Annotated in this window: 22 protein-coding genes; 6 read left to right on the top strand and 16 right to left on the bottom strand. The window is 46.8% G+C overall.

The window, feature by feature from the left end; genetic code table 11:
* Positions 1 to 29: 29 nt before the first annotated feature.
* The 9 genes from H6G45_RS12040 to H6G45_RS12080 all read right to left on the bottom strand — a co-directional run bounded on the left by H6G45_RS12040 (position 30) and on the right by H6G45_RS12080 (position 6,795).
* The gene (locus tag H6G45_RS12040) at positions 30 to 2,060 is read right to left on the bottom strand and encodes a PAS domain-containing sensor histidine kinase (RefSeq protein WP_190598669.1); all 2,031 of its coding nucleotides are present in this window, start codon (positions 2,058 to 2,060) and stop codon (positions 30 to 32) included.
* Between the two features lie 410 nt (positions 2,061 to 2,470).
* Complete coding sequence (locus H6G45_RS12045; protein WP_190598670.1) at positions 2,471 to 3,361, bottom strand: DUF2887 domain-containing protein; 891 nt, start codon at positions 3,359 to 3,361, stop codon at positions 2,471 to 2,473.
* Between the two features lie 6 nt (positions 3,362 to 3,367).
* Positions 3,368 to 4,495, bottom strand: a complete 1,128-nt coding sequence (gene proB / locus H6G45_RS12050; protein WP_190598772.1) for a glutamate 5-kinase — start codon at positions 4,493 to 4,495, stop codon at positions 3,368 to 3,370.
* An 85-nt stretch (positions 4,496 to 4,580) separates the two neighbouring features.
* Positions 4,581 to 4,700: a photosystem II reaction center protein J gene (locus tag H6G45_RS12055; protein ID WP_010871724.1), complete on the bottom strand. Its 120-nt coding sequence runs from the start codon at positions 4,698 to 4,700 to the stop codon at positions 4,581 to 4,583.
* A 32-nt stretch (positions 4,701 to 4,732) separates the two neighbouring features.
* On the bottom strand, positions 4,733 to 4,852 hold the full coding sequence (locus H6G45_RS12060; RefSeq protein ID WP_010871723.1) for a photosystem II reaction center protein L: 120 nt from the start codon (positions 4,850 to 4,852) through the stop codon (positions 4,733 to 4,735).
* 9 nt (positions 4,853 to 4,861) lie between these two features.
* Positions 4,862 to 4,996 carry a cytochrome b559 subunit beta gene (gene psbF / locus H6G45_RS12065; RefSeq protein WP_010871722.1) on the bottom strand — a complete coding sequence of 45 codons (135 nt, stop codon included), beginning with the start codon at positions 4,994 to 4,996 and terminating at the stop codon, positions 4,862 to 4,864.
* Positions 4,997 to 5,033: 37 nt separating this feature from the next.
* Positions 5,034 to 5,279, bottom strand: coding sequence for a cytochrome b559 subunit alpha (psbE, locus tag H6G45_RS12070; RefSeq protein ID WP_010871721.1), 246 nt, complete (start codon positions 5,277 to 5,279; stop codon positions 5,034 to 5,036).
* 84 nt (positions 5,280 to 5,363) lie between these two features.
* Positions 5,364 to 6,392 (bottom strand): photosynthesis system II assembly factor Ycf48, encoded by a 1,029-nt coding sequence (locus H6G45_RS12075; RefSeq protein WP_190598671.1) that lies wholly within the window; start codon positions 6,390 to 6,392, stop codon positions 5,364 to 5,366.
* A 55-nt stretch (positions 6,393 to 6,447) separates the two neighbouring features.
* Positions 6,448 to 6,795, bottom strand: a complete 348-nt coding sequence (locus tag H6G45_RS12080) for a rubredoxin (RefSeq protein ID WP_190598672.1) — start codon at positions 6,793 to 6,795, stop codon at positions 6,448 to 6,450.
* A gap of 235 nt (positions 6,796 to 7,030) precedes the next feature.
* Here H6G45_RS12080 and dxs point away from each other — a divergent pair, with 235 nt between their 5' ends.
* Positions 7,031 to 8,947: a 1-deoxy-D-xylulose-5-phosphate synthase gene (gene dxs, locus H6G45_RS12085; RefSeq protein WP_190598673.1), complete on the top strand. Its 1,917-nt coding sequence runs from the start codon at positions 7,031 to 7,033 to the stop codon at positions 8,945 to 8,947.
* A gap of 184 nt (positions 8,948 to 9,131) precedes the next feature.
* Here the strand turns inward: dxs and H6G45_RS12090 are convergent, their stop codons facing one another.
* Positions 9,132 to 9,878: a DUF561 domain-containing protein gene (locus tag H6G45_RS12090; RefSeq protein ID WP_190598674.1), complete on the bottom strand. Its 747-nt coding sequence runs from the start codon at positions 9,876 to 9,878 to the stop codon at positions 9,132 to 9,134.
* A gap of 130 nt (positions 9,879 to 10,008) precedes the next feature.
* Between H6G45_RS12090 and H6G45_RS12095 the strand changes: the two genes are divergently transcribed.
* The 5 genes from H6G45_RS12095 (at position 10,009) to H6G45_RS12115 (ending at position 15,549) form a co-directional block, all read left to right on the top strand.
* Positions 10,009 to 12,486 carry a phospholipid carrier-dependent glycosyltransferase gene (locus tag H6G45_RS12095; protein ID WP_190598675.1) on the top strand — a complete coding sequence of 826 codons (2,478 nt, stop codon included), beginning with the start codon at positions 10,009 to 10,011 and terminating at the stop codon, positions 12,484 to 12,486.
* Positions 12,487 to 12,600: 114 nt separating this feature from the next.
* Positions 12,601 to 12,855 carry a 2TM domain-containing protein gene (locus tag H6G45_RS12100; RefSeq protein ID WP_010871713.1) on the top strand — a complete coding sequence of 85 codons (255 nt, stop codon included), beginning with the start codon at positions 12,601 to 12,603 and terminating at the stop codon, positions 12,853 to 12,855.
* A 50-nt stretch (positions 12,856 to 12,905) separates the two neighbouring features.
* Positions 12,906 to 13,376 carry a DUF29 domain-containing protein gene (locus H6G45_RS12105; RefSeq protein ID WP_190598676.1) on the top strand — a complete coding sequence of 157 codons (471 nt, stop codon included), beginning with the start codon at positions 12,906 to 12,908 and terminating at the stop codon, positions 13,374 to 13,376.
* Positions 13,377 to 13,393: 17 nt separating this feature from the next.
* Entirely contained in the window at positions 13,394 to 15,103 is a 1,710-nt protein-coding gene (gene ureC, locus H6G45_RS12110; RefSeq protein ID WP_190598677.1) for an urease subunit alpha, read from the top strand.
* 110 nt (positions 15,104 to 15,213) lie between these two features.
* On the top strand, positions 15,214 to 15,549 hold the full coding sequence (locus H6G45_RS12115; RefSeq protein WP_190598678.1) for a hypothetical protein: 336 nt from the start codon (positions 15,214 to 15,216) through the stop codon (positions 15,547 to 15,549).
* A gap of 66 nt (positions 15,550 to 15,615) precedes the next feature.
* On the opposite strand, the gene H6G45_RS12120 is transcribed toward H6G45_RS12115, so the two are convergent.
* The 6 genes from H6G45_RS12120 to ppsA all read right to left on the bottom strand — a co-directional run bounded on the left by H6G45_RS12120 (position 15,616) and on the right by ppsA (position 23,635).
* Positions 15,616 to 17,172, bottom strand: a complete 1,557-nt coding sequence (locus H6G45_RS12120; RefSeq protein ID WP_190598679.1) for a mercuric reductase — start codon at positions 17,170 to 17,172, stop codon at positions 15,616 to 15,618.
* Positions 17,173 to 17,297: 125 nt separating this feature from the next.
* Positions 17,298 to 18,071 carry a TVP38/TMEM64 family protein gene (locus H6G45_RS12125; protein ID WP_190598680.1) on the bottom strand — a complete coding sequence of 258 codons (774 nt, stop codon included), beginning with the start codon at positions 18,069 to 18,071 and terminating at the stop codon, positions 17,298 to 17,300.
* Positions 18,072 to 18,110: 39 nt separating this feature from the next.
* The gene (gene arsS, locus H6G45_RS12130) at positions 18,111 to 19,121 is read right to left on the bottom strand and encodes an arsenosugar biosynthesis radical SAM (seleno)protein ArsS (RefSeq protein ID WP_190598681.1); all 1,011 of its coding nucleotides are present in this window, start codon (positions 19,119 to 19,121) and stop codon (positions 18,111 to 18,113) included.
* A gap of 66 nt (positions 19,122 to 19,187) precedes the next feature.
* Positions 19,188 to 20,156 carry an arsenosugar biosynthesis arsenite methyltransferase ArsM gene (arsM, locus tag H6G45_RS12135; protein WP_190598682.1) on the bottom strand — a complete coding sequence of 323 codons (969 nt, stop codon included), beginning with the start codon at positions 20,154 to 20,156 and terminating at the stop codon, positions 19,188 to 19,190.
* A 49-nt stretch (positions 20,157 to 20,205) separates the two neighbouring features.
* The gene (locus tag H6G45_RS12140) at positions 20,206 to 20,910 is read right to left on the bottom strand and encodes a TVP38/TMEM64 family protein (protein ID WP_190598683.1); all 705 of its coding nucleotides are present in this window, start codon (positions 20,908 to 20,910) and stop codon (positions 20,206 to 20,208) included.
* Between the two features lie 265 nt (positions 20,911 to 21,175).
* Complete coding sequence (gene ppsA / locus H6G45_RS12145) at positions 21,176 to 23,635, bottom strand: pyruvate, water dikinase (protein WP_190598684.1); 2,460 nt, start codon at positions 23,633 to 23,635, stop codon at positions 21,176 to 21,178.
* Positions 23,636 to 23,878 lie beyond the last annotated feature (243 nt).

Here is a 23,878-nt window from a genome sequence, read left to right on the forward strand (position 1 = left end):
CGAAAAGATTAATAGTTTTTCTACAACCGTCAGGCTGGAGAGTCCCATGGGATATTGGTAAAGGGCCATTTAGGAATGGATAAAGACACCCTGGTGCCCTCCCCTAGCTCACTTTGGATCTCGATTTTACCCCCATAGAAGGTTACCAATTTTCTGGCGATCGTCAAACCAATGCCAATGCCGGCAATATGCCCCACGTTGGAACCCCGCTGAAATGGCTCGAAAATTTTTTCCAAATCTGTTTTCGGGATGCCGATGCCATAATCTAAAACATCAAAAATTATTTCCTGGGGAGATTCTCGCAGATGAAAATCAATGGTGTAATTGGTGGGGGAATACTTAATCCCGTTAGTCAGTAAATGATTCAAAATTGGCGCCAGTAATACAGGATCAAATCTCACTATTACTTGCTCGCATTCTGTGTTTAGATCTATGGCTAAGTCAGGATGAAAATTGATTTTGTATGGTGCATAGAGATATTCAATCTTATCAATTAACTCGTGACAAAAATCAATTAAGTCTCCATCGATCACCATAGGCTCTACTTCTTCGGTATTAAGGTTAATTGTGGTGATGTCATTGATTAACTCATCAATGTATTTAACGCTTTTGAGAATTGAATGTAGATATTGACCTTGTTTTTCCCTGGTAATTTTCCCCTGGAACTTTTCCATAATCGAAGCAGCACAGGCAATGGTTGTTAAAGGGGTGCGAAACTGATGAGAGATGGAAGTAATGAATTGAGAACGCAGTTCATTTAGCTCCTTTTCCCGCTGCAAAGCCAAAGAGATGCTGTTTTCCATAGCCTTACGATCGCCAATGTCTTGGATCATCACCACGCAAAAGTTCAAACTACCATCGGGACGACGGTGAGCCTGGACCCCGAGATTAGCGTAAACAGCATGGCCATTTTTATGGATGTAGCGCTTATCAATTTGGTAACCATCTATTTCTCCGTCTAATACACGTTGATAATTACCTAGGTCCAACTCTATGTCATCGGGATGAGTAATTTCTGCCCAGGTTTTGATCCGCAACTCTTCAGGGGAATAGCCCACTATTTCCGAAAATTTTTGATTCACATTACAGCAAAATTTATCAACGGATACTATGGCCATGCCAATAATAGACTGGTCAAAATAAAGTTGTAGGAGTTGTTGTTGTTCATAAACTTCTATCGTTCTAAGTTTGACCCTCTCTTCCAATTGCTGATTAATTTTTTGGATTTCGTCCCTAGATTGAGTTATTTTTTTCTCATCTTCAATGCGTTGACTAATATCCTGAACATAGGAAATAAAATATAATGGCTGGCAATTTATATCCCGCACCAAAGAAGTGCAAACTTCCCCATAAATGATATGTCCCTGACTATGAATATAGCGTTTTTTAAAAGTAGCAAAATTCACATGTTGGTGAATGGCTTCATTCATTACCTTTGTACTCAAACTTTTGTCTTCCGGAACTGTCAAATCATTGACATTCATGGATTGCATTTGCTCTGGAGTGTAGCCAAATATATCCGCCATTTTTTGGTTTACCTTGATTAAGTTGCCTTCAAGATTTACCAAACACACACCAACGTTAGCATTTTCAAAGGCTAGACGAAATCTTTGTTCGCTTTCTTGGAGATCATTATTTAATTGGATTAATTCTTCTTGGCTCTGCTTTTCTGCTGTAATGTCCAAGACCATGCCGTACCAAAAGGTATCTTGATTGGGCAACCTTTCTGGTTGAGAGTTAGTCCGTAAATATTTAAGCTTCCCTGAAGGGGTAATGATGCGCCATTCTAAAAATAATGGTTCTAGGGTAGCTCGGCTGTAGGCCAGGGTTTGGCGATAGTGGAGCCAGTCGTCAGGATGGATCTGCCGCAGGAGTATCTCGGCATCGGCCAACACGGCAGTGGCAGAGACTTCGTGCACAACCTCAATTTGGGAGCTGATATAGGTGAAGGCAATGGAATCATCGCTACGTTGCACAAAACCATACAACCAGCCCGGAATTACTCCGGCCACTTTCTGTAAAAATCCCTCTGGTTCAGAACCGAGCAAAAAAGCGGACATAGTTTTAACGCCCAAATTTAAGGCAGAATTTTCGAGTGGCAGAAACTGGTTTTTTCGAGGTAGTAAAAACTGTTTTAAATCTGGTCAAAGCAATCCCCTAAAGCTTGTCAGTTGCGAAATACGGTTCTTTTTGAGACTCGTTAGGGAGTAATTCGCAATATTTGCCAGGGTAGCTGGGTCGGATAACGGCTTTTTAAATCGCACTCCTAGAAACTTCAGTTTTTAGACCAAAAAATTCCATACCTGAACCATGTTCTTCCTTAAGTCTAATTGCTTAGGAAGGGTTAAAACCAGATACTTTTTCTTGATTTACAAAACTTTATCTTCCACAGTCCAATGGGCACAATGCCAGACTACATCAGGATTTCAATAACTCATTACTATAGCTGATCGCCACCAATTTTTGAGCATTATCCCAACTTTTCTAAATACACTTCTAGGTCGGTCGTCTCCGTAAAATCCAACAATGCTTCCCCCAAATCTTCCAACTCGGCGATCGATAGTTTCTGAATTCGCTCCACCTGAACTACTGTCAATCTACCCAGACGACGGTTTAATAGGCGCAACACTAGGATCAAGGCTTCATTTTGACGACCCTCTTGGTGACCCTCCTGGCGACCCTCTTGGCGACCCTTCTCATGACCTTCTTGGAGTCCTTCTTGGATAATTTCTTGATAAAAGCGAGACTGGGTAATATCCGTTTTCTTCAAGTCTAATATTTGCATGATGGCTTCCTTGGTCAAATTTGGAAATTTATTGGCCAGTATAGCCTCGATCAAAGTTAGTCGGCGTTGAAATTCAGCTTCTGTCTCCGCTTCGTGCAAAATTCTTTTACCAACGTTTGCGCTTGCTTCTTGGTCCAACACTAGCAGTTGTAGCAGGGCGAAATTAGATTGCAACCCTTGTTGATTCTGCAGATCGCTGAGATATAGCTTGGTTATGCGCTGTTCTAACAAATCTTCATAAGGCAAATCTGGACCAAGTTTCTGCTCTCGATTTTGTAAAATTAACAGTCCTCGCCAGGTATTTTTTACCTGATATTGCTCCAAGTAAAGGAATATTTCAGCAAAATATCGCCCGTAAAAGGTGAAATCTGTCTGCATTTGGGCTTCTGCAAACACCAATGGTATCAGGGGATTATTGGACAAGGGTTTGAACAATCCATCGAGACGGAATTCCCTTTCTTTAATCACCGGTGCACTGTAGGCAAACTGCCAGCTTGCTTCAATACCGGGAATTAACTCCGCCAACATGCCGGGTTCAGATAAAAATAATTCGTAAAACCATTTGTCTGTCTTCATACTCTTCTAATTTTCTTGTAGTACCAAATTATCTCGATGGATCACTGTTTCTGGACCTATGTAACCCAACACTGCGGCGATCGCCTCGGAGTGGAGTCCTTTGATTTTCTCTAGCTCGTTGCAGTTGTAATTAACTAAGCCCCTTCCCAGTTCCTGCCCCTGGGGATCACAAATCACCACGGCATCGGTGGCGCTAAATTCTCCTTCCATGGCAATGACCCCGATCGCCAATAGGGACTTGCCCCTTGCTTTGAGGGCCTGTACTGCCCCGGCATCAATAAAAATTTTCCCGGTGGGCACTAAACCATAGGCGATCCAACGTTTGCGGGCATTGTCGGAGCGGGGCTGGGCTTCAAACTGGGTACCCAAATCAGCTCCTTGGAGGATGGCTAGAATTTGCTCAGGTTTTTGGCCATGGGTAATGACGGTACGGACCCCGGACCCGGTGGCAATGCGGGCGGCGGTGATTTTGGTGGCCATGCCGCCGGTCCCCCAGGCAGAGCCAGTGCTATCGGTGCGGACTTGCAGTTGGGCCAATTCCGTCGCTTTCACCAGGGGAATGGGATAGGCTTGGGGATCTAAGCGGGGATCACTAGAATAAAGGCGGTCAACGTCGGTGAGCAAAAATAACCAATCCGCCTCCACCAAGCTGGCTACTAAAGCCGATAGGGTATCATTATCACCAAATTTCAGCTCATCGATCGCCACTGTGTCGTTTTCATTGACAATGGCGATTACCCCCAACTCAAACAGAGCTTGGAACGTGTTGTAGGCGTTGACGTAGGCGGTGCGCTCAATTAATTCCCGCCTGGTGAGCAAAATTTGGGCAATGGGTTGCTGAAGACTACTAAAAAGATCGTCATAGGTCCGCATTAATCTGCCTTGGCCTACTGCGGCGATCGCCTGTTTGAAGGCCATTTTTTTCGGTCTTTCCGTCAAACCCAAACGACTACATCCCACCCCCACTGCCCCGGAGGAGACTAGCACCACCCGATGACCTTGGTTGATTAACTTGCATAAAGTTTCCACCAAAGCGGCAATGGTGGACAGGGCCAACTGGCCCGTTTCCGGGCGAGCTAGGCTGGAAGTACCAATTTTAATCACCAAAGTTTGGGGTTGCATTGCCATTGTTATCTATTTTGGGAGGAAAAATTGCCATAAAAAAAGTGGGCCAAGCCCACCTTAAAAACCATGATATTGTGTGGCGGCTAGCCCTCGATTACATGGAAGAACCTAAACCAGCATAGGCTCCGTAGAAAAATAAACCTAGGACACCAATGGCTCCAATACCAGCCACTACACCCACCACCCACAACGGGATTCTGCCTTCTGCGAACATACCATGCCTCCTAAATTGCGTATTAAAAAAGTTTAGTTAAAGAAATAGCTGGAGAATAAAATCCCCAACACAGCCACCAACAATAGACCCAGGTATAAAGAAGTACGATTCAATTCCACCGGTTGGCGGTTTGGGTTTGAATTTCTGTCCATGGAAAACTCCTAGCGTTGAATAAATTGCATCGCGGCGATCGCCCCGACAAAGAAGACAGAGGGCACCGCCAGGGTGTGAACCGCCAGCCAGCGCACCGTAAAAATGGGATAAGTAACCGGTTGATTAGGATTTTGGGTTGCCATTGTTAATTACCAACTAAAAAAAGAACAATTAAATGTTTTATTGATTAAACTCTTGAATTTCCTGATTAATGTCGTAGCGTTCCTGGAGAATGGGCAACTCTTGACGGGTCTGGGTGAAATATTCATCGGGGCGGGGAGTGCCGAAAGCATCGTAGGCTAAGCCCGTGCTGACAAACAACCAACCAGCAATGAACAACATCGGAATGGTGATGCTGTGGATCACCCAGTAGCGAATGCTGGTGACAATATCGGAAAATGGACGCTCGCCGGTAGTCCCTGACATTTTGTGTTCTCCTTCAATTTTTCAAAACAACATTGACTGACAAATGCAAAGCAATTAGAGTCTAGTCTACTATTTGTGAGCCGCCTAGGGAACCATAGCCACCTCGGCGCTGGGGTTATATTTGAGCAAAATCCCGTCCTGTCCCAGCACAAATCCTTTTTCCGGACTGAGGAACACCACCCGATAAAGATTGGCGGGAATATCCTCCACCCCAGTGTCCTTAGCCCAGGTTTGGCCGCCGTCCTGACTCATCAACAGGTTACCGCTAGCCCCCGCCACCCACACTTCTTCGGGGGTACGGAAGGATAGGTCGAGCAGACCCCAACTACCCTTATCCTGGGGCGCAATCACATCACTCCATTCTTCCGCATCGGGATCGGTGCTGAACTGGAGTTGTCCCCCCCGGGCTAACAACCATAACTGACCATCTTTGCCATAGCCCATGGTCTGCAAGCGTCGGGAAGAATTCCGGTTATGGGGAGTCCATTCCGTTTGTCCTGGGGCCCAGGTGGAATAAAAATTACCCCGGGCCGACACCGCCACATAACGGCCATCCGGCGATCGTTGAATGGTGCGGGCTACTCCTACGGCCCCTTCCACCAAAGCCTTCCAGTTTTTGCCCCCATTGGTGGTTTTATAGATGGCCCCCAAATCCGTAATCATTTCCGCTGTTTGGGACCCCAGGGCAATAATGCTATAGGGAGCGCCGGGCAATTTTTCGCTCAGGGGAATGCGGGCCCAGGTTTGGCCACCATCGGTGGTGTGGAGCAGAATGGAAGGCTTGCCAGTGATCCACCCCTCATTGCCAGAGAAACTAACGGCGGAAAAACTAGCCTTTTCTTCCCCCAGATCAATCAACTTTTGCTCCCAGGTGTCACCGCCATCGGTGGTCTCGAAAATGGTTTCCTTGGTGCCCACCAACCAGCCATGGTTGGCATCCTCCGTGAAGGCAATATCCGCAAAGGTAGAATCCGTTTCTAAAACAATTTCTTGCCAGGGATTGAATACCAAATCCGGCACATGGCTACAGCTCACACAGAAAACGGCAATGACCGCCACTAGGGCAAGTTGCTTCAGTCGCTCAAACTTCAAACTGGGGAATTTAAAAGGCATTGTGAACAGAGATAATCAAGGAGTACAGCAAGGGCTCAGAGGGAAAATTTAAGCCTTATCCCATGCCGTAAAGGCTCAGGAAAAATAGGAAAATGACAAAAAGACTACCAAAAATCAGCAAATTCTTTTTGCCACCGCTCATACGGTTAAAACCAAAACCGTAGTTAAGATTCTCAGCAAAACCAGAGGGAGCATCGGTTTCCCCCGTGCTCATGAAGTAGTTACGGGGAGCGCCACACACTGGACATTTCCAATTAAGGGGTAAGGCCTCAAAGGGAGTACCGGGGGAGATATTGGTCTTTTGATCCCCTTGGCTGGGAATGTAAACATAGCCGCAGGCCCGGCATTCATGGTTTGGGGATGCCAACTCCGCCAGGGTCTTTTCGGGGGGACGCTCACTCATGGCTACTACCGCAGGGAACTGGGGGGAAATCTTTAGTAATCTTTGTTAAAAATTATGACATCTTCGCTACCCTTTTCCCCAGCCTTGTCAATGTGGATTGATGATTGATTCATTGGATATTTTGTCCAGGCCATGACCGGAGTTTTCCCTCCTAACTTCCCTTCACCCAATGGGTTAAAGTGTGAGAAGTCTGAAAAAAGTTCCACAATCTAGCCATAGTTAGTCCCAATCCACCATGCACATCAGCGAACTGACCCACCCTAACCAGTTAAAGGGTTTATCCATCCGTGAGCTGGAGGAAGTCTCCCGGCAGATCCGAGAAAAACATCTCCAAACGGTAGCCACCAGCGGTGGTCATTTGGGGCCAGGGTTGGGAGTGGTGGAACTGACAGTGGCGCTTTACTCCACTCTGGATTTGGACAAAGACCGGGTGATTTGGGATGTGGGGCACCAAGCCTATCCCCACAAAATGTTGACTGGTCGTTACCACGATTTCCACACCCTGCGGCAGAAAGATGGGGTGGCTGGTTACCTGAAACGCTCCGAAAGTCGTTTTGACCATTTTGGTGCTGGCCACGCTTCCACTAGTATTTCTGCTGGCTTGGGCATGGCCCTAGCCCGGGATGCCAAAGGGGAAGACTTCAAGGTGGTTTCCATCATTGGCGACGGCGCTTTGACCGGAGGCATGGCCCTGGAAGCAATTAACCATGCGGGGCATTTACCCCACACCAAGTTAATGGTGGTGCTCAACGATAACGAAATGTCCATTTCCCCCAATGTGGGCGCCATTTCTCGTTATTTGAATAAGGTACGCCTCAGCAGTCCGATGCAATTTCTAACGGACAATCTGGAGGAACAAATTAAGCACTTACCTTTCCTTGGCGATTCCCTCACCCCGGAAATGGAGCGGGTTAAGGAAGGGATGAAGCGGCTGGTGGTGCCCAAGGTGGGGGCGGTGATTGAAGAGTTGGGCTTCAAATATTTTGGACCCATTGATGGTCACAATTTGCAGGAATTAATCGACACATTTAAGCAAGCGGAAAAAGTACAAGGCCCGGTATTTGTCCATGTTTCCACCACCAAAGGTAAGGGCTATGACCTGGCAGAAAAAGACCAGGTGGGTTACCACGCCCAAAGTCCCTTTAATCTTTCCACTGGGAAGGCCTACCCCTCCAGCAAGCCTAAACCCCCCAGTTATTCCAAGGTTTTTGCCCACACGTTAACCACCCTAGCTAAGGAAAATCCCCACATTGTCGGTATCACGGCGGCCATGGCGACGGGGACAGGGTTGGATAAACTCCAGGCCAAGCTCCCCAAACAGTATGTGGATGTAGGCATTGCCGAACAACATGCCGTTACTTTAGCCGCAGGCATGGCCTGTGAAGGAATGCGTCCGGTGGTAGCCATCTATTCCACCTTTTTGCAGCGGGGTTATGACCAGATTATCCACGACGTTTGCATCCAAAAATTACCGGTGTTTTTCTGCCTAGACCGGGCGGGCATTGTGGGGGCCGATGGCCCTACCCACCAAGGGATGTATGACATTGCCTATCTCCGCTGCATCCCCAATTTGGTGATCATGGCTCCTAAGGATGAGGCAGAGCTACAGCAAATGTTGGTCACGGGTGTTGACTACACCGATGGGGCGATCGCCATGCGTTATCCCCGGGGTAATGGTATTGGAGTGCCCCTGATGGAGGAAGGTTGGGAGTCGCTGGAAATCGGCAAGGGGGAAATTCTCCGGTCTGGGGACGATGTATTATTGCTGGGCTATGGCTCCATGGTGTATCCGGCTCTGCAAACAGCAGAATTGCTCCACGAACATGGCATTGAAGCGACGGTGGTTAATGCCCGCTTTGTTAAACCCCTGGATACGGAACTAATTTTGCCCTTGGCCCAGCGCATTGGCAAAGTGGTAACCATGGAAGAAGGTTGTTTGATGGGGGGCTTTGGCTCAGCGGTGGCGGAGGCCTTGATGGATAACAATGTGCTCGTACCTTTGAAGCGTCTAGGGGTACCCGATATGCTGGTGGACCACGCCACTCCGGAACAATCGACAGTTGATCTTGGCTTAACCCCAGCGCAGATGGCGGCGGACATTATGGCTTCCCTCTTCAAAGCGGAATCAGCGGTGGCCCCCGGGGTTAGTTAGGCAAAAAAAGTTGTAACGCGCTCGCCAGGGGGAGTCAACGGTTATTCCGACGCTCCCCTCGGTTTTTATTTTCCAAGTCTCAGTTTGCCCCCTAAATCTCCTTGCTAAAGCGACCGCAATACTGGGGGACTTTACTGGAGAGTCAAGGGGTTTTTGAGTTATTTAGTCGAACTGAAACCGATAACTACGCCACCCGCACAGGCTGGGCCACTAAAGCATCGGCCAAGCGACGAACCGCAGCCACCATAGCCACTTGGTCGTTCAATTGGTTAATTGCGGAACCAACCCCTACTCCACTGGCCCCAGCGGCGATCGCCATGGGAACGGTCACATCGGACAGACCAGAGGCACAGAGTACGGGGACAGTGACGGCTCGACTGATGGCATGGGCGGCGGCCAAAGTGGGGGCAGCTTTTTCAATCAGCCCTAAAACTCCGGGGTGATGGGGTTCGGCACTGGTGCCACCTTCGGTTTGGATAATGTCGGCTCCAGCGGCCACTAAGGCTTCGGCCAATTGCACCTGTTCATCCAAGGCCAAGATGTGGGGCACGGTAACAGAGAGTAAAGTATGGGGCAACAGTTGACGGGTTGCTTTGGTGAGGGCTAACACCTCTGGCCCTTCAAAACGGCGACCCTGGGCGTAAAAACTGTCAAAGTTACCAATTTCCACCAAGTCAGCCCCCGCGGGCACTGCTGCCGCTAACAATTCCGCTTCCACCGCTGACACACAAATGGGCAAATCAATGGCTTGGCGTACCTGTTGGATCAGTTGGCGATCGGCCGCAATGTCCACAAAAGTCGCTCCCCCAGCCTGGGCGGCCTGGGCCACAGCTAAAACATTGGCGCCATCGAAGTTATTTAAACCGCTAATTACCTTTAAGGCGGTACGATTTTCCAGGGCCTGGTGGAGTTGGGCAAGGTTTGCACTCATAGGATTACCAAAATGATTAATGCTGAATGGTAAGCCCCCCTAACCCTAACCGTTTGGGTCAGGCCAGGAAGACTCTCTGCCCAATCATAACGATGGGCTGTTGGTATCCATCTTACGTCTAACCCCTACTATGGTTAAGCAAATTTTATCTAAATCCTGGGGAGTGCCTCTGCTCTTGGCCCTGGTGTGGCTTGGTAGCAACGGCCTTGATCGCCTCTGGTTGGCCATGGACCAGACGGTGCCGGCCTGGGACCAAAGTAATCACCTATCCTACGGCCTGGAATATTGGCAAGCCCTACGATCGCCGAACCTTTTGAGCGGGGAATGGTGGCGGAGTTTTTGGATGCTTTCCACCAAATATCCCCCTTTGACCTACATTGTCAATGCTCCTTTCCAGGGACTGGATGGCCCAGGCAGTGATCTGGCTTTATTGAGTAATTGGCTCTGGAGTGGCATTTTAATTCTCTCTGTCTACGGCCTAGGGAAAAAGCTTTTCAGCCGGGAAATTGGCCTGTGGGCAGTGGCCATCATGGTTTTGATTCCTCGTTTAATCCATAGTCGTTTGATTGTGTTGTTGGACAGCCCGCTCCTGGCTTTTACCCTGTTGAGCTTTACCTGTCTGACCTATTGGAAAGAGGCCAAAGGTCGCCGTTCCCAATGGCTCTGGGCGATCGCCGCTGGAGTTGGGTTAGGACTAGGTTTGCTCTCTAAACAAAGTATTATTTTCTATCTGTTTTTTCCCCTGGTGGGCTTGGGATTGTGGACTCTGTGGACCAAACAATGGCAACGGTTAGCTCAATTGCTAGTGGGTTTACTGGCAAGCATTCCCCTCTGGTATCCGTGGTATCGCACCAACTGGATTTACTTATTTAGCACCGCCCAAAATTCCAATGCCATTCCCGCCACCTTGGAGGGGGACCCTCCCATTAATACCCTGGCTGCCTGGACTTACTACTGGCAGGATTTACCCAATGCCCTGTCCTGGGTTTGGTTGATACCTCCTTTGGTGGGAGTAATTTTATCTTTACTAAACCGTTTTCCTGCTTCGTTGCAGATGCCTAGCTGGTGGGAAGCAAAACCGGGATTGCTGTGGCTGGGATATTACTACGGCGGCACCTATCTAATCTGTTCTGCTATTCAAAATAAAGATGACCGCTACATTTTGCCCTATCTGCCCATTGTGGCTATTTTTCTCGCCTTTGGGTTGACTCGTTGGTGTGGGCGTTGGTTATGGGTACGTTGGGGCACGTTGGCGATCGCCATTTTGATCACCCTTGGTAACTTATTTCCCATCCCCGGTAGTAATAGCATTGTCCAAGCCCTAAACCCATCGGTATTATTTCGTCCCGATTTTGTTTTGCTTGCTCCCAACACGGAAGTTATTAACGCCGCCATAGCAACCACCCCGGAGCAAAGGATTAATTTGGGCGTAATTCCCAACACCCCAGCGGTCAATCCCAACACGCTCAATTATTATGGCGCAGCAGAAAATTTTCGGGCCTACGGTCGGGAATTGAGTCGTAACGGGGAAATTATTCAACAGGATCAGCAAAATTTCGACTGGTTCTTGACCAAAACCGGAGACAACTATTTAGCCGATCCCGTACAGGTGGAGTTGGGGGAAACCCTTGCCCAGAATGACGATTTTGCCGCTGTGCAAACCTGGCTTTTGCCCGATGGTGATGAGTTGAGCCTCTGGCACCGCCGTCAACCCAGGATAGAAGTTAAACCCAGTCCCATCAACACTGAATTGCCCCAATTGACCCAAGTTGATTTACCGGCCAGCGCTCCCCCCGGTCAACCTGTACCAATTACCTACCATTGGCAGGGCAACGGCGATCGCCTCAGTGGAGGCATTGTTTTGCTCACTTGGGAAAATACGGCTAACCCAGGGCAAGTTTGGTTCCATGACCATGCCATCGGTTTGGGGGAATTGCTTCCTTCTGTTGAGGATCAAGGGGTTGAAATTGTTGAAAGGACAGCTATGTTGCCTCCAGCGGATCTACCCCCAGGGAATTACCGCTTAAAAGGGCAATGGTTAGACCCCAGCACGATGACGGCCCAACCTCTGTCTTTGCCGGAGATTACTCTCACCCTGGATGCCAACGCTCCGGCTTTACCTGCACCACCATTGGATTTTGTCAGCCAACTGTACCATTTAGCGCAAAATTTACGGCAGGGTATTACTGGATTAGAACCGGTTTTTGCCCAGGTGGACCGGATTAATTTATACGACCCACGCCACGATTATCTGCGTCAGGGGGATGCTAGTTGGACCTATCGTTTGAGCCAAAATCCTGTTGATGCCCTGAGTCTCACCTATGCCCAGGTTTTGGCCCGGGTATTGCAGGAAAATCCGTCCGAGGCGATCGCCGCTTTGCAGTCGTTAGTCACATTGGATCCCAAAAATCCCTACGCCCACGCCTATTTAGCCTTTGTTTATCTCTATGACTGGCAGGGATACCAGGGGGAACAGGCCCTAAAACCTGCTCTAGCCCTGGCCCCGGATAATCCAGAAATCAATGGCCTCCAGGCGATCGCCCTCTTTATGCAGGGAAAAATTTGGCCCGCTTGGCAAACAGTACAAAAATCTGGCTTGCTCAATTAGTTGACTCAAAACTAGGAGGGATCCCAAAAATTTTACGCCCCGATCTGCGGGGATTTCAGACCGTTGCCGTTAAAATTGGGGCTAGTGATGAATTGTGACCCTGACTGGTAATCTATGCCTCCCCGTTGGCCCCGTAAACCCGACCGTAACGATCCCGCCTTTCGCCGTTTAGACGATCGCATGAATTTTGCTGTCCATGTGGCGGTGTTTTTAGCGATTAATTCTGGCCTATGGTTTGTCCATAACTTGAACAAGGCCGATTGGTCTTGGTTGACGCCCCTTTCCGGCATCTGGCTGGGGGGTTTACTTTTGCACCTGTTATACATTGCCGTTATTGCCGATTATTCCCCTGCCACTGGTAAGAGTTAAGGGCTTTAGGTAGACTGAACCAAATATTCCGGACTGTTAGTTTCTCAGCAATGGAATCTCAACTGCAATTCCCCATTTCCCCTAGCGAAGTTCTCTCCGAACTTTATGAGCAAGATCCAACCCAATGGCTTGAGGTGACGGTTAGCCTATTGCGTCAGAATGCTCTGGTGGATGTGGACTGGGTTCATTTAATTGAGGAGTTGGAAAGTTTGGGTAAGCGGGACCGCAATCGAGTCGCCCATCTTTTGGAGCAGCTAATGCGCCATTGCCTACTCTTGCAATACTGGCAGCAGGAACGGGGGCGGAACCAAAACCATTGGCGAGCTGAAATACAGGGTTTTCGTACCCAATTGCGCCGCCATTTGACCACTACTCTGAAAAACTATCTGGAGGAAGAATTACCCCAGATTTATCAAGATGCCCTAGGCTACGTGCAGGAGAAAACCGGCCACACAGTGGATTTTCCTCAGAAATGTTCCTATAGTTTGACGCAACTGCTCGAATCCCTTCCCCTTGATTAACAAAGGAAATAGTCACCATGAGTTATCGGATGGACCGCCACAGCTACGCCCACACCTTTGGTCCCACAGTGGGGGATAAGGTGCGGCTGGCGGATACGGAATTATTTATCGAAGTGGAACAGGACTATACCACCTATGGCGACGAGGTCAAATTTGGCGGTGGGAAGGTGGTGCGGGATGGCATGGGGCAGTCCCCTTTAAGCCGAGCAGAAGGCGCAGTGGATGTGGTGATCACCAATGCTTTGATTTTGGATTGGTGGGGCATTGTCAAAGCTGATGTGGGCATTAAGAACGGCCGTATTTGCGCCATTGGCAAGGCGGGGAACCCCCATGTCCAAGACAATGTTTCTATTATTATCGGCCCCAGCACCGAGGCGATCGCCGGAGAAGGCATGATTTTAACGGCGGGGGGAATTGATGCCCACGTGCATTTTATTTGTCCCCAACAGATTGAAACGGCCTTAGCTTCGGGGGTTACTACCCTGGTGGGGGGCGGCACTGGGCCAGCGGCGGGCACCAAAGCCACCACATGTACCCCCGGGGCTTGGAATATTCACCGCATGTTACAGGCGTCCGATGGCTTTCCCATTAACCTGGGCTTTTTGGGCAAAGGCAATGGCAGTCAACCGGCGGCCTTAGCAGAGCAGATTAAGGCTGGGGCGATCGGGCTGAAACTCCATGAGGATTGGGGCACTACCCCAGCGGCGATCGACAACTGTTTGAGCGTGGCGGAAGATTACGACGTCCAGGTGGCTATCCACACCGACACCCTCAACGAAGCGGGGTTTGTGGAAACCACCATTGCCGCCCTCAAAAATCGAGTTATTCACACCTATCACACCGAAGGAGCCGGGGGGGGGCACGCACCGGACATTATCAAAATTTGTGGAGAATTGAACGTCCTCCCCTCCTCCACCAATCCTACCCGACCCTACACCATCAACACCCTGGAAGAACATCTAGATATGTTAATGGTGTGCCATCACCTGCACCGTAATATTCCCGAAGATGTGGCTTTTGCAGAGTCTCGGATCCGTCGAGAAACCATTGCGGCGGAGGATATTCTCCATGACCTGGGGGCCTTTAGCATCATTTCTTCCGATTCCCAAGCCATGGGCCGGGTAGGGGAAGTAATTTGTCGCACTTGGCAAACAGCCCACAAAATGAAAGTGCAACGGGGAGCCCTCACCGGGGAAAGGGGAAATAATGATAATCTCCGGGCTAAGCGCTATGTGGCTAAATACACCATCAACCCCGCCATTACCCATGGCATCTCCGAGGAAATCGGTTCAGTGGAAGTGGGTAAGTTAGCGGATCTATGCCTCTGGAGTCCCGCCTTCTTTGGGGTTAAACCGGAATTAGTAATTAAAGGGGGCATGGTTGCCTACGCCCAAATGGGGGATGCCAATGCTAGTATTCCCACGCCTCAGCCAGTGCATATGCAACCCATGTTTGCTAGTTATGGTGGGGCGATCGCCGCTACGAGTGTGACTTTTGTTTCCCAGAAGGCGGCCAAAAAAGATATTGGAGAAAAATTGGGACTGAGCAAGCCGGTGGTGGCGGTGAAAAATATTCGCCAGTTAACCAAACGGGATTTGAAACTGAATGATTATTTGCCCCATATTGAAGTAGATCCAGAAACTTACGAAGTGCGGGCCGACGGAGAATTACTCACCTGTGAGCCAGCAACGGTATTGCCCATGGCCCAGCGTTACTTCTTGTTTTAGTAACTTTTGGACCTGTTTTTGGCCATGTAACAATCTGCTACGATGGCCTTGAATTGCCCATTTTTTGACAATATTCCGTCAACATTTTATTAGCAAAGCGTCCTAGAACTATGGCTGTTGACCCCATCCCCCCCATCACATTGCCCCCCATCCAAGACCCTGTGCAAGAGGGAGATTGGTTACGTCAAGGATTACAACAATGGCTTAACCAAGAATTTATCCCCGAAGGAATTAATGCCACCATTGCGGAACGGGCTGCCCAAATTTTTGTACGTCAACGATTGGAAGGGGAAAATGACCTGGGCTCCTTAGTAATTGCCATTGTGACCGAGATGCAAGCTTTTGATTTTCGGGAAAGTTTTTTTAGTGAATTTGCGGTGGCCAATGCTGTCAGCGATCTAATCTTAGAAAGTTTAGGTTATGAAACCTGTTGTGGCCAATCTTAGAACAGGTTAGTGCAGATTTAATTTGTTAACTAATTTTCTCATTTTTAGAGTTTTTAGTTATTCTTTTTAGAATAATTTGCTGGGAAATTTAGCTAGAATTTTTAATAAATTTTTCGTATTATTCGTGAGCAAAGTACGACGATAAGTATCAGCAGCTTTTTTAATTGCTTCCGCTTGGGTAGGGTAGGGATGAATAACACCAGACAATTTACTCAAACCAATTTTATTGACCATGGCTGTGGTTATTTCTGAGATCATTTCCCCGGCGTGGGGAGCGACAATGGTGGCGCCTAAAATTTCATCGCTGTTGGCTATGTGAATAATTTTCAAAAAGCCCTCCGTCTCTCCGCAGGCGATCGCCCGGTCAACCTGAGAGAAGGGAATTTTAATAGTTTTATAGCCTAGGTCTAAAGCATCGGCGGTAGTTTCATTTAGTCCTACGTGGGCAATTTCTGGGTCAGTGTAGGTCACCCAAGGCATGGTTAAATGACTTAATTTACTACGTCCTAAACCGAAGGGAGAAAAGAGAGTATTTTTAATCACAATGCGGGCGGCAGCATCAGCGGCATGGGTGAATTTCCAGTCCATACAAATATTCCCGGCGGCATAAATTTGTGGATTGGTAGTTTGCAAATAATCGTTCACTTTCACGCCCCGGTGATCGAATTTTACCCCCACAGCCTCTAAATTTAATCCCTCCATATTGGGGGCTCGCCCTGCACCAACTAGAATTTCATCGACGATAACGGAACCTGATTCACTGTTATTGCTGTAGTGTAAAGTCTTGCCATTTTCTGTTAACTCTGCCCGTTCTAATTTGACATTTAAAACTAATTGAACGCCATCTTTAAGTAAGGATTGTTGAACAATTTCCGCAGCTTCTGGATCTTCTTTATTTAATAAATGATCACCTCGATGAAGCAGGGTAACTTTGGCTCCCAACCGCTGAAAGGCTTGGGCTAGCTCACAGCCAATGGGGCCACCGCCAATAACCGCCAGGCGATCGGGACATTTCGTTAAAGAAAATACTGTTTCATTAGTTAAAAATCCGACTTCTTCTATACCGGGAATGTCAGGTTTTACCGCCCTAGCTCCAGTGGCGATTACAGCTTTTTTGTAATTAAGAATAGTTTCCCCCACCTCAATTTTATTGTTACGCAAAAAATGTCCTTGCCCAAGAAAAACATCAATGCCTAAATCCCGAAATCTTTGGGCAGAATCATGGTGGCTAATACCAGCCCGAATTTGGCGCATTCTGGCCATCACGGCCGGAAAATCAACTTCAATATTGTCTGGTTTTTTAATGCCCAAACTGTCGGCATTATTCATCACCCCCACCACCCGGGCCGAGCTAATTAAGGCCTTGGATGGAACGCATCCCACATTGAGGCAATCACCTCCCATCAAATGCTTTTCAATTAGAGCAACTTTAAGACCAATGCCTAAACCGGCCGCTCCAGCCGCTACCACTAAACCAGCGGTACCTGCTCCAATAACCACTAGATCATATTGAGCTTTGGGAGCAGGATTGATCCAATCGGGGGGATGAACATGGGCTAATAATTGCTGGTTATATTCATCTAGGGGGGTAATGTCAATACTAGATATAGTGGGGTTATTCATAGGGATAATTGTGTAACAAAAAATTATTTGAAATTGAAATAAACATCACATTAAAAGCTAAAATTATTTCTAAATTATCAATTTAATTTGAAAAAATTCCTGAACAATAATTCAAAAATAAACTGTTATTCAACTACTTCCGATGTTAGAATCGCTTCATCTAAAGCCTTTCTGGCAATTTTAGTGACATAGATAGTAACGGCAACGGTGGCTATAAGGCCAATGATGCGGATTGCCCATTGTAAAGTGGGATTAGCTTGGTTAGTTTCTGTGCCAACAGTGGCTAAACTTCCAGCTAAAGAGCCAATGTAAACATACATAATGGTGCCGGGAATCATGCCGAGGGAGCCAATGACATAATCCTTTAAAGAAACGCCGGTGATGCCATAACCATAATTTAATAAATTAAAGGGAAAAACTGGAGAAAGTCTGGTTAAAATGACAATTTTTAGGCCTTCTTTACCCACCGCTTCATCAATGGCTTTGAACTTTTGATTACCGACAATTTTCTTGGCCACCCAGCCCCGGGCAAGATAGCGTCCCACCAGGAAAGCTGCCGTAGCTCCCAAAGTAGCTCCAACAAAAACATAGAGCGAACCGAGCACTACTCCGAACACAACCCCAGCCCCTAGGGTCAAGATTGATCCTGGTAGAAATGCCACTGTTGCGACTATGTAAAGCAAAATAAAGGCGATCGCCCCGGCCGTGCCTAAGTCGTCAATCCATTGCAGGGCATTAAGCAACCAATTTTGGGGATTGAAGCCACCGGTGCCTGTTTCCTGAGCTAGAGCCGGACTGGCAAAAAAGATTATGACAAGGCTAAAAGTGGAAATAACCAAAAAGTAAAAACTCTGCCTTTGGGAAAATAAAAATTGTTTTTTTAGCCAATGGATAAACATATAATCAAGGGGGAAGTAAATAGAGAAAGCTAACTAAGATCAAATTAGTGCACCTCCACAACTAGAACCAGAACCAGCGGTGCAACCATAACAATATTGGGCGGTTTTAACTCTTTGAATTAAGTCTAAATTTTCAGCTTTTATTAGATCAGCAACAGTTAACTTTTGATTGAATTTATTTTCAGCGGGAATGTTTTCCATTTGATTAAAATCACAATCATAAACATTGCCTAAATGGTCAATGGAAAGTTCGTTGCGGCACATTAAACTGTCAACTGTGTCTGGATTAAAATTATTTTCCAGAAAATTCAAATATTTTTGATGTAATTGATATTTTTCAAGGTGAAATTTGCTTCGACCAATGGGTAAATTTGTAATGGTCAATAAGTGATTAAAACTAATGTCGAAATGGTCTTTGAGGAATTTTTTGTAATCTTGTTCAAGGGGCTCCTGGGGAGGGGGCAGAGAAAATTCCTCTGAAGTTGGCAAAGGAGGATTATAAACCAAATCAAGAACTAAATTAGCATCCTTACCATAGCCAAGTTTATTTAACCATTGCAGAGCTTTAATTGACTTTTCATAAACCCCATTGCCACGCATTTTATCAACGTTATCTTCCAGGTAACAGGGCAATGATGCCACGATTTTCACTTGATGCTGGGCACAATAGTCCGGAATATCTGCAAATCCCATTTCAAAATAAATAGTCAAATTGGAGCGGACGATTACTTCTTTTCCCATCTCTCTAGCCGCTTTCACAATGGGCTTAAAACCATAGAGCATTTCCGGAGCTCCCCCGGTGAGATCCACTACCCTAATTTGGGGGAATTTTTGAATAATTTCAATTAGTTGTTGGCAAACTTCCGCTGATATTTCCTCTGTACGTTTGGGACTAGCTTCTACATGGCAATGGCTACAGGCTAGATTACACCTTTTCCCTAAATTGATTTGGAGAGTAGAAATTTTTTGCTTACCCAAGGGAGCAGTTAGCTTAGAGGCAAAGGGAGTTATGGGATATTTTTGTGAAGAAATTTCTAGGTGTTGAACCATATTACTCAAAGTTAACTACACAAGAGGGCAAAATCTGGCGATCGCCAAAGATCAATTAGACTAATTTTAACAACAACCACCGCCATCATAATGCCAAGTTGAGTCAGTGATCAGAATTTTATCTGGATAAGTAGAGCCTAATTTTAAGGCTGTTTTATCACATACCGCACTAGGAACTCCCTGCTGAAGAATATGGCCAGCTTGGTCATCAAATAGGGGTTCTGAACCGGCATAGATAGCAGTTTTACCAGTAAAAATGCAGGCCCCGTCATCGGGGATCGGGACTTTAAAGGAAACGGAATCAAGACTTTCTAACAACAAATTTTGCTCTAGTTGATAAGTAACAGAATCAAGTAAACGGTAGGGACGACGGGCCCGAATTTCAATTTGCCCAAAGCCGACATCAATCAAATGCTGAGTGTATTCTTCATAGGTCAATGCCCCGGATAAACACATGGCCCGGAGCCTTTCATCCTGACGCAGATGTCGGGGAATAGGCCGAGTAGCAATGGGGTCACTCATTATTAAACGACCATGGGGTTTTAAAACTCGATATGCTTCTTGCAAAGCTCGGGATAAATCTTCTGGCTCAAAAATATTAAATAAGCAATTTTGCGCAACTACGTCTACTGAATTATCCGCCACCGGCAACGCAAAGGCATCTCCTGCCCGAATATCCACAAAATCGATACTGAACCAATCATTTTCTTCAGCGGCTAACCGTAAATTTCGATTAGCGGCCTGACGCATAGCTTCTACAGGCTCCACTGCAATTACAGCCCCAACTTGACGGCAAAAGTAAGCAAATTGTAGTGCCTCTAGCCCACCACCAACACCGACATAAAGCACTTTTAGGTTATCACCCAGCTCGTTGGGATGAACGGTGCTACCACAGCCATAGTTCATTTCTTGCATGGAGCGGGGAATCACTAAGCCCGGCAGTTGCAGAGGGCTACTCTGAACGCAACAGAGTCCCACTTCTGGAGTCTGGGCAACTTCGGCGTAAAAATCAGCGGTGGTTTGGAGATAGGTCATCGTTAATTTTAGCTGACAAAAACTTGATAACTGAATTAGATGTGTTAACTTACTTTTTTGATTCTAAGTTAGATAGACTTTGATGGAAAACTTTGTCTGACCATTGCTTGAGATAAACAAACAAAAATATTGTTGCCCCCAAGCCACAAATGCGCATGAACCACTGAATCAATTGGGGTGTACCATTAAGGTTGTCACCAATGGTCGTTAAATCCGTAGCTAATGAGCCAATGTAAGTGTACATAATTGTAGCTGGAATCATAGCAAAAGAACCAGTGATATAATCCCTTATACAAACATCAGTGACCCCAAAGGCGTAATTAAGTAAATTGAACGGAAAAATGGGAGAAAGACGAGTTAAAGCAACAATTTTCCAACCATCTTTTTTAATCGCAACATTGAGCAATTGAAATTTTGGATATTTTGCTATTTTTTGCCTTACCCAATTTCTGGAGAGGTGCCGGCCAATCAAAAAAGCAATAATCGCTCCAATCATAGCGGCAACGGTAGTGTAAATACTGCCCCACCACCAACCAAATAAACAGCCTCCTTTCATGGTTAATAAGGAACCGGGTATCAGTAAAATTGTGGCTAGATTGTAGACAGCGATATAAATTAAAGGAGCCCACCAACCTAAGTTTTCAATTTTAGTTAGTAACAAATTAAGCGCATTTCCTAACTGAAAATGATGGACAATGAATATCAATCCAGCAATTAAAAGAGTGGTAATTGCCAACTTGACAAATAATTTCAAACTTAAGTTCTCCTATGGAATTACCAATCGACATCTGGTATTAGTTCTGCATGTTAACTAATGATTGATAATTAGTCTACTCCCTAGCCAAAAAATTAACCGTCAATGGATACCAGAAAGCCCTACCACACCTTGTTTTTAAAAATTATCCCCCACTATCAGAGATGGGGGAGGATAATCAATTTGAATTATCAGAGTGAAAACAACTGAGGATGTACAAATATAGCCTAGTGGAGCAATTCAAGACCTACTCAGGGTATGTTGATTAACTAGGTTTCGCTTTTTCCACCTCCGCAATGCGTAAAACGGTTTTCAGCACGGAATCTGGATTAAGACTGATGGAATCGATGCCCAATTCCACTAAAAATTCGGCGAACTCAGGATAATCTGAAGGGGCTTGACCACAAATACCGATCTTACGACCGTTGGCTTTGGCCGTTTCGATCGCCATTTTGACCATGCGTTTAACCCCCTGATTACGCTCATCAAATAGATGGGCAACGAGGGAAGAATCCCGGTCCAGACCCAGGGTTAATTGGGTTAAATCGTTGGAGCCAATGGAGAACCCATCAAATACTTGGCTAAACTCATCGGCGAGAATGACATTGCTAGGTAGTTCGCACATCACGTAAATTTCTAGGCCATTTTCCCCTTGCTTCAAGCCATGTTTAGCCATTTCCGCAATGACTTTGCGACCTTCGTCGGGGGTACGACAGAAAGGAATCATCGGAATAACATTGGTTAAACCCATATCGTCCCGGACCCGTTTGAGGGCTTGACATTCCAACGCGTAGGCTTCTCGGTAATTGGGGTCATAGTAACGGGAGGCCCCCCGCCAGCCGATCATGGGGTTTTCTTCCTTCGGTTCAAACTGACGACCACCAAGGAGATTGGCGTACTCATTGGATTTGAAGTCTGACATCCGCACCACCACAGGTTTGGGATAGAACGCCGCTGCAATCATGGCAATGCCATGGGCCAATTTATCGACAAAGAACTGCGGGCGATCGCCAGCGTAGAGTTTGGTCAACTGGGCAATTTCTGCCTTGGCAACGGGATCTTCCAACTCGTCAAATTTCATCAGGGCGAGGGGATGGGCCTTAATGTGATTAGCAATGATAAATTCCAACCGGGCTAGGCCTACACCATCGGCGGGATAACTGGCAAAACCAAAGGCCTGTTCTGGATTGCCCACATTCATCAAAATTTGAGTTTTGGTGCGGGGAATATTAGATAATTCCGTTTCGTGGACTTCGTAGTTCAAAATGCCGCTGTAAACAGAGCCTTCATCTCCCTCAGAGCAACAGATGGTAACGTCTTCGCCGGTTTTAATGCTGTCGGTAGCATCCCCACAACCCACGATCGCCGGAATGCCCATTTCCCTGGCAATAATTGCGGCATGGCAGGTTCGACCCCCTTGATTAGTAACGATCGCCGAAGCCTGTTTCATAATCGGTTCCCAATCCGGGTCGGTGCGGTTGGTGATCAAGACCTCGCCGGGACGAAACTGGTTAATTTCAGAAACATTGCGAATTACCTGGGCTTTGCCCTGGCCGATCGCCGCCCCCACACTGCGCCCCGTGGCTAACACTTGGCTGTGATCCTTTAACTCGTAGGTTTTAATCACATTGGCGGACTTTTGGGATTGCACCGTTTCTGGTCGGGCCTGAACAATGAATAATTCCCCCGTTTGTCCATCCTTAGCCCACTCAATATCCATGGGAGTGTAAATTCCCCGCACTTCAGAATAGTGGTCTTCAATAATGCAAGCCCAACGGGCTAGTTGGAGAATTTCTTCATCATTAATGCAATATTTTTCCCGTTCTGGTTCCGCCACTTCCACATTTTTAGTCAGTTTAGAACCGCCCACATCGTAAACCATTTTAATGGCTTTACTGCCTAAACGTTTCTCCAAAATTGGCTTAAAACCTTCCTTCAAAGTGGGTTTAAACACAAAATATTCATCGGGGTTCACCGCGCCCTGGACCACATTTTCCCCCAGCCCATAGGCCGCGGTAATCAAAGCCGCATTTTTGAAACCTGTTTCCGTATCAATGGAAAACATCACCCCAGAAGTGGCCAGATCAGAGCGCACCATTTTTTGTACACCCACCGATAAAGCCACCGCAAAATGGTCAAAGCCATTGTGATGCCGATAGGAAATGGCCCGGTCAGTGAACAGGGAAGCAAAGCATTTATGGCAGGATTCCAAAACGCAGGAAAGACTGTGGACATTGAGGTAGGTTTCCTGTTGCCCCGCAAAACTAGCCTCCGGTAAATCTTCTGCTGTGGCACTGGAGCGCACCGCCACATCCACTCCAGTACAATCAACCTTGCAACCGTAGCGCTCACACATGGCTCCATAGGCTTCGCCGATCGCCGCTTGTAGGTTTTGGGGGAAGGGAGTGTCTAATATTAATTGCCGGGCTAGATGACCCCTCTCCTGCAAATTGACCATGTTATTCACGTCCAGGTCGGCAAAGAGATTCCGCAGTTTTTGCTCTAAGCCAGCCTCTTGGATAAAATAGCGGTAAGCATAAGCAGTGGTGGCAAAACCAGAAGGCACATTTACTCCCTTGCTGGTCAACTGTTGAATCATTTCCCCCAGGGAAGAATTCTTACCCCCCACCAAGCCAACGTCATGGGTGCCCACCTCTTCAAACCAGAGGATTAAAGCAGTTTCTTTATGGGCCACAGAGGTTTTTTCGACGACTGAACTTACCATATCTATTTACCCCTAATCGATACCTTCAGTTTATCGAGGCTGATATAATAAACTTTATTTTGTTGGTAATTATTTATAAATTGATAGGTTTCTTAAATATAGTGTTAATTAATTATTAAAAAATCATTGTAAGGGCAAAATCTACGGTAAACTGATAATAGTTGCTTGTTTGTGGTTATTGATTTTAGTTTTTCTACGTCAGAGTTGGCTTTCAATTCCAGTGAGAAGGCGATCGCCAAAGAT

It is taken from the genome of Synechocystis sp. FACHB-383 (assembly GCF_014698605.1).
In the GTDB taxonomy this organism is placed as follows: Bacteria; Cyanobacteriota; Cyanobacteriia; order Cyanobacteriales; family Microcystaceae; genus Synechocystis; species Synechocystis salina.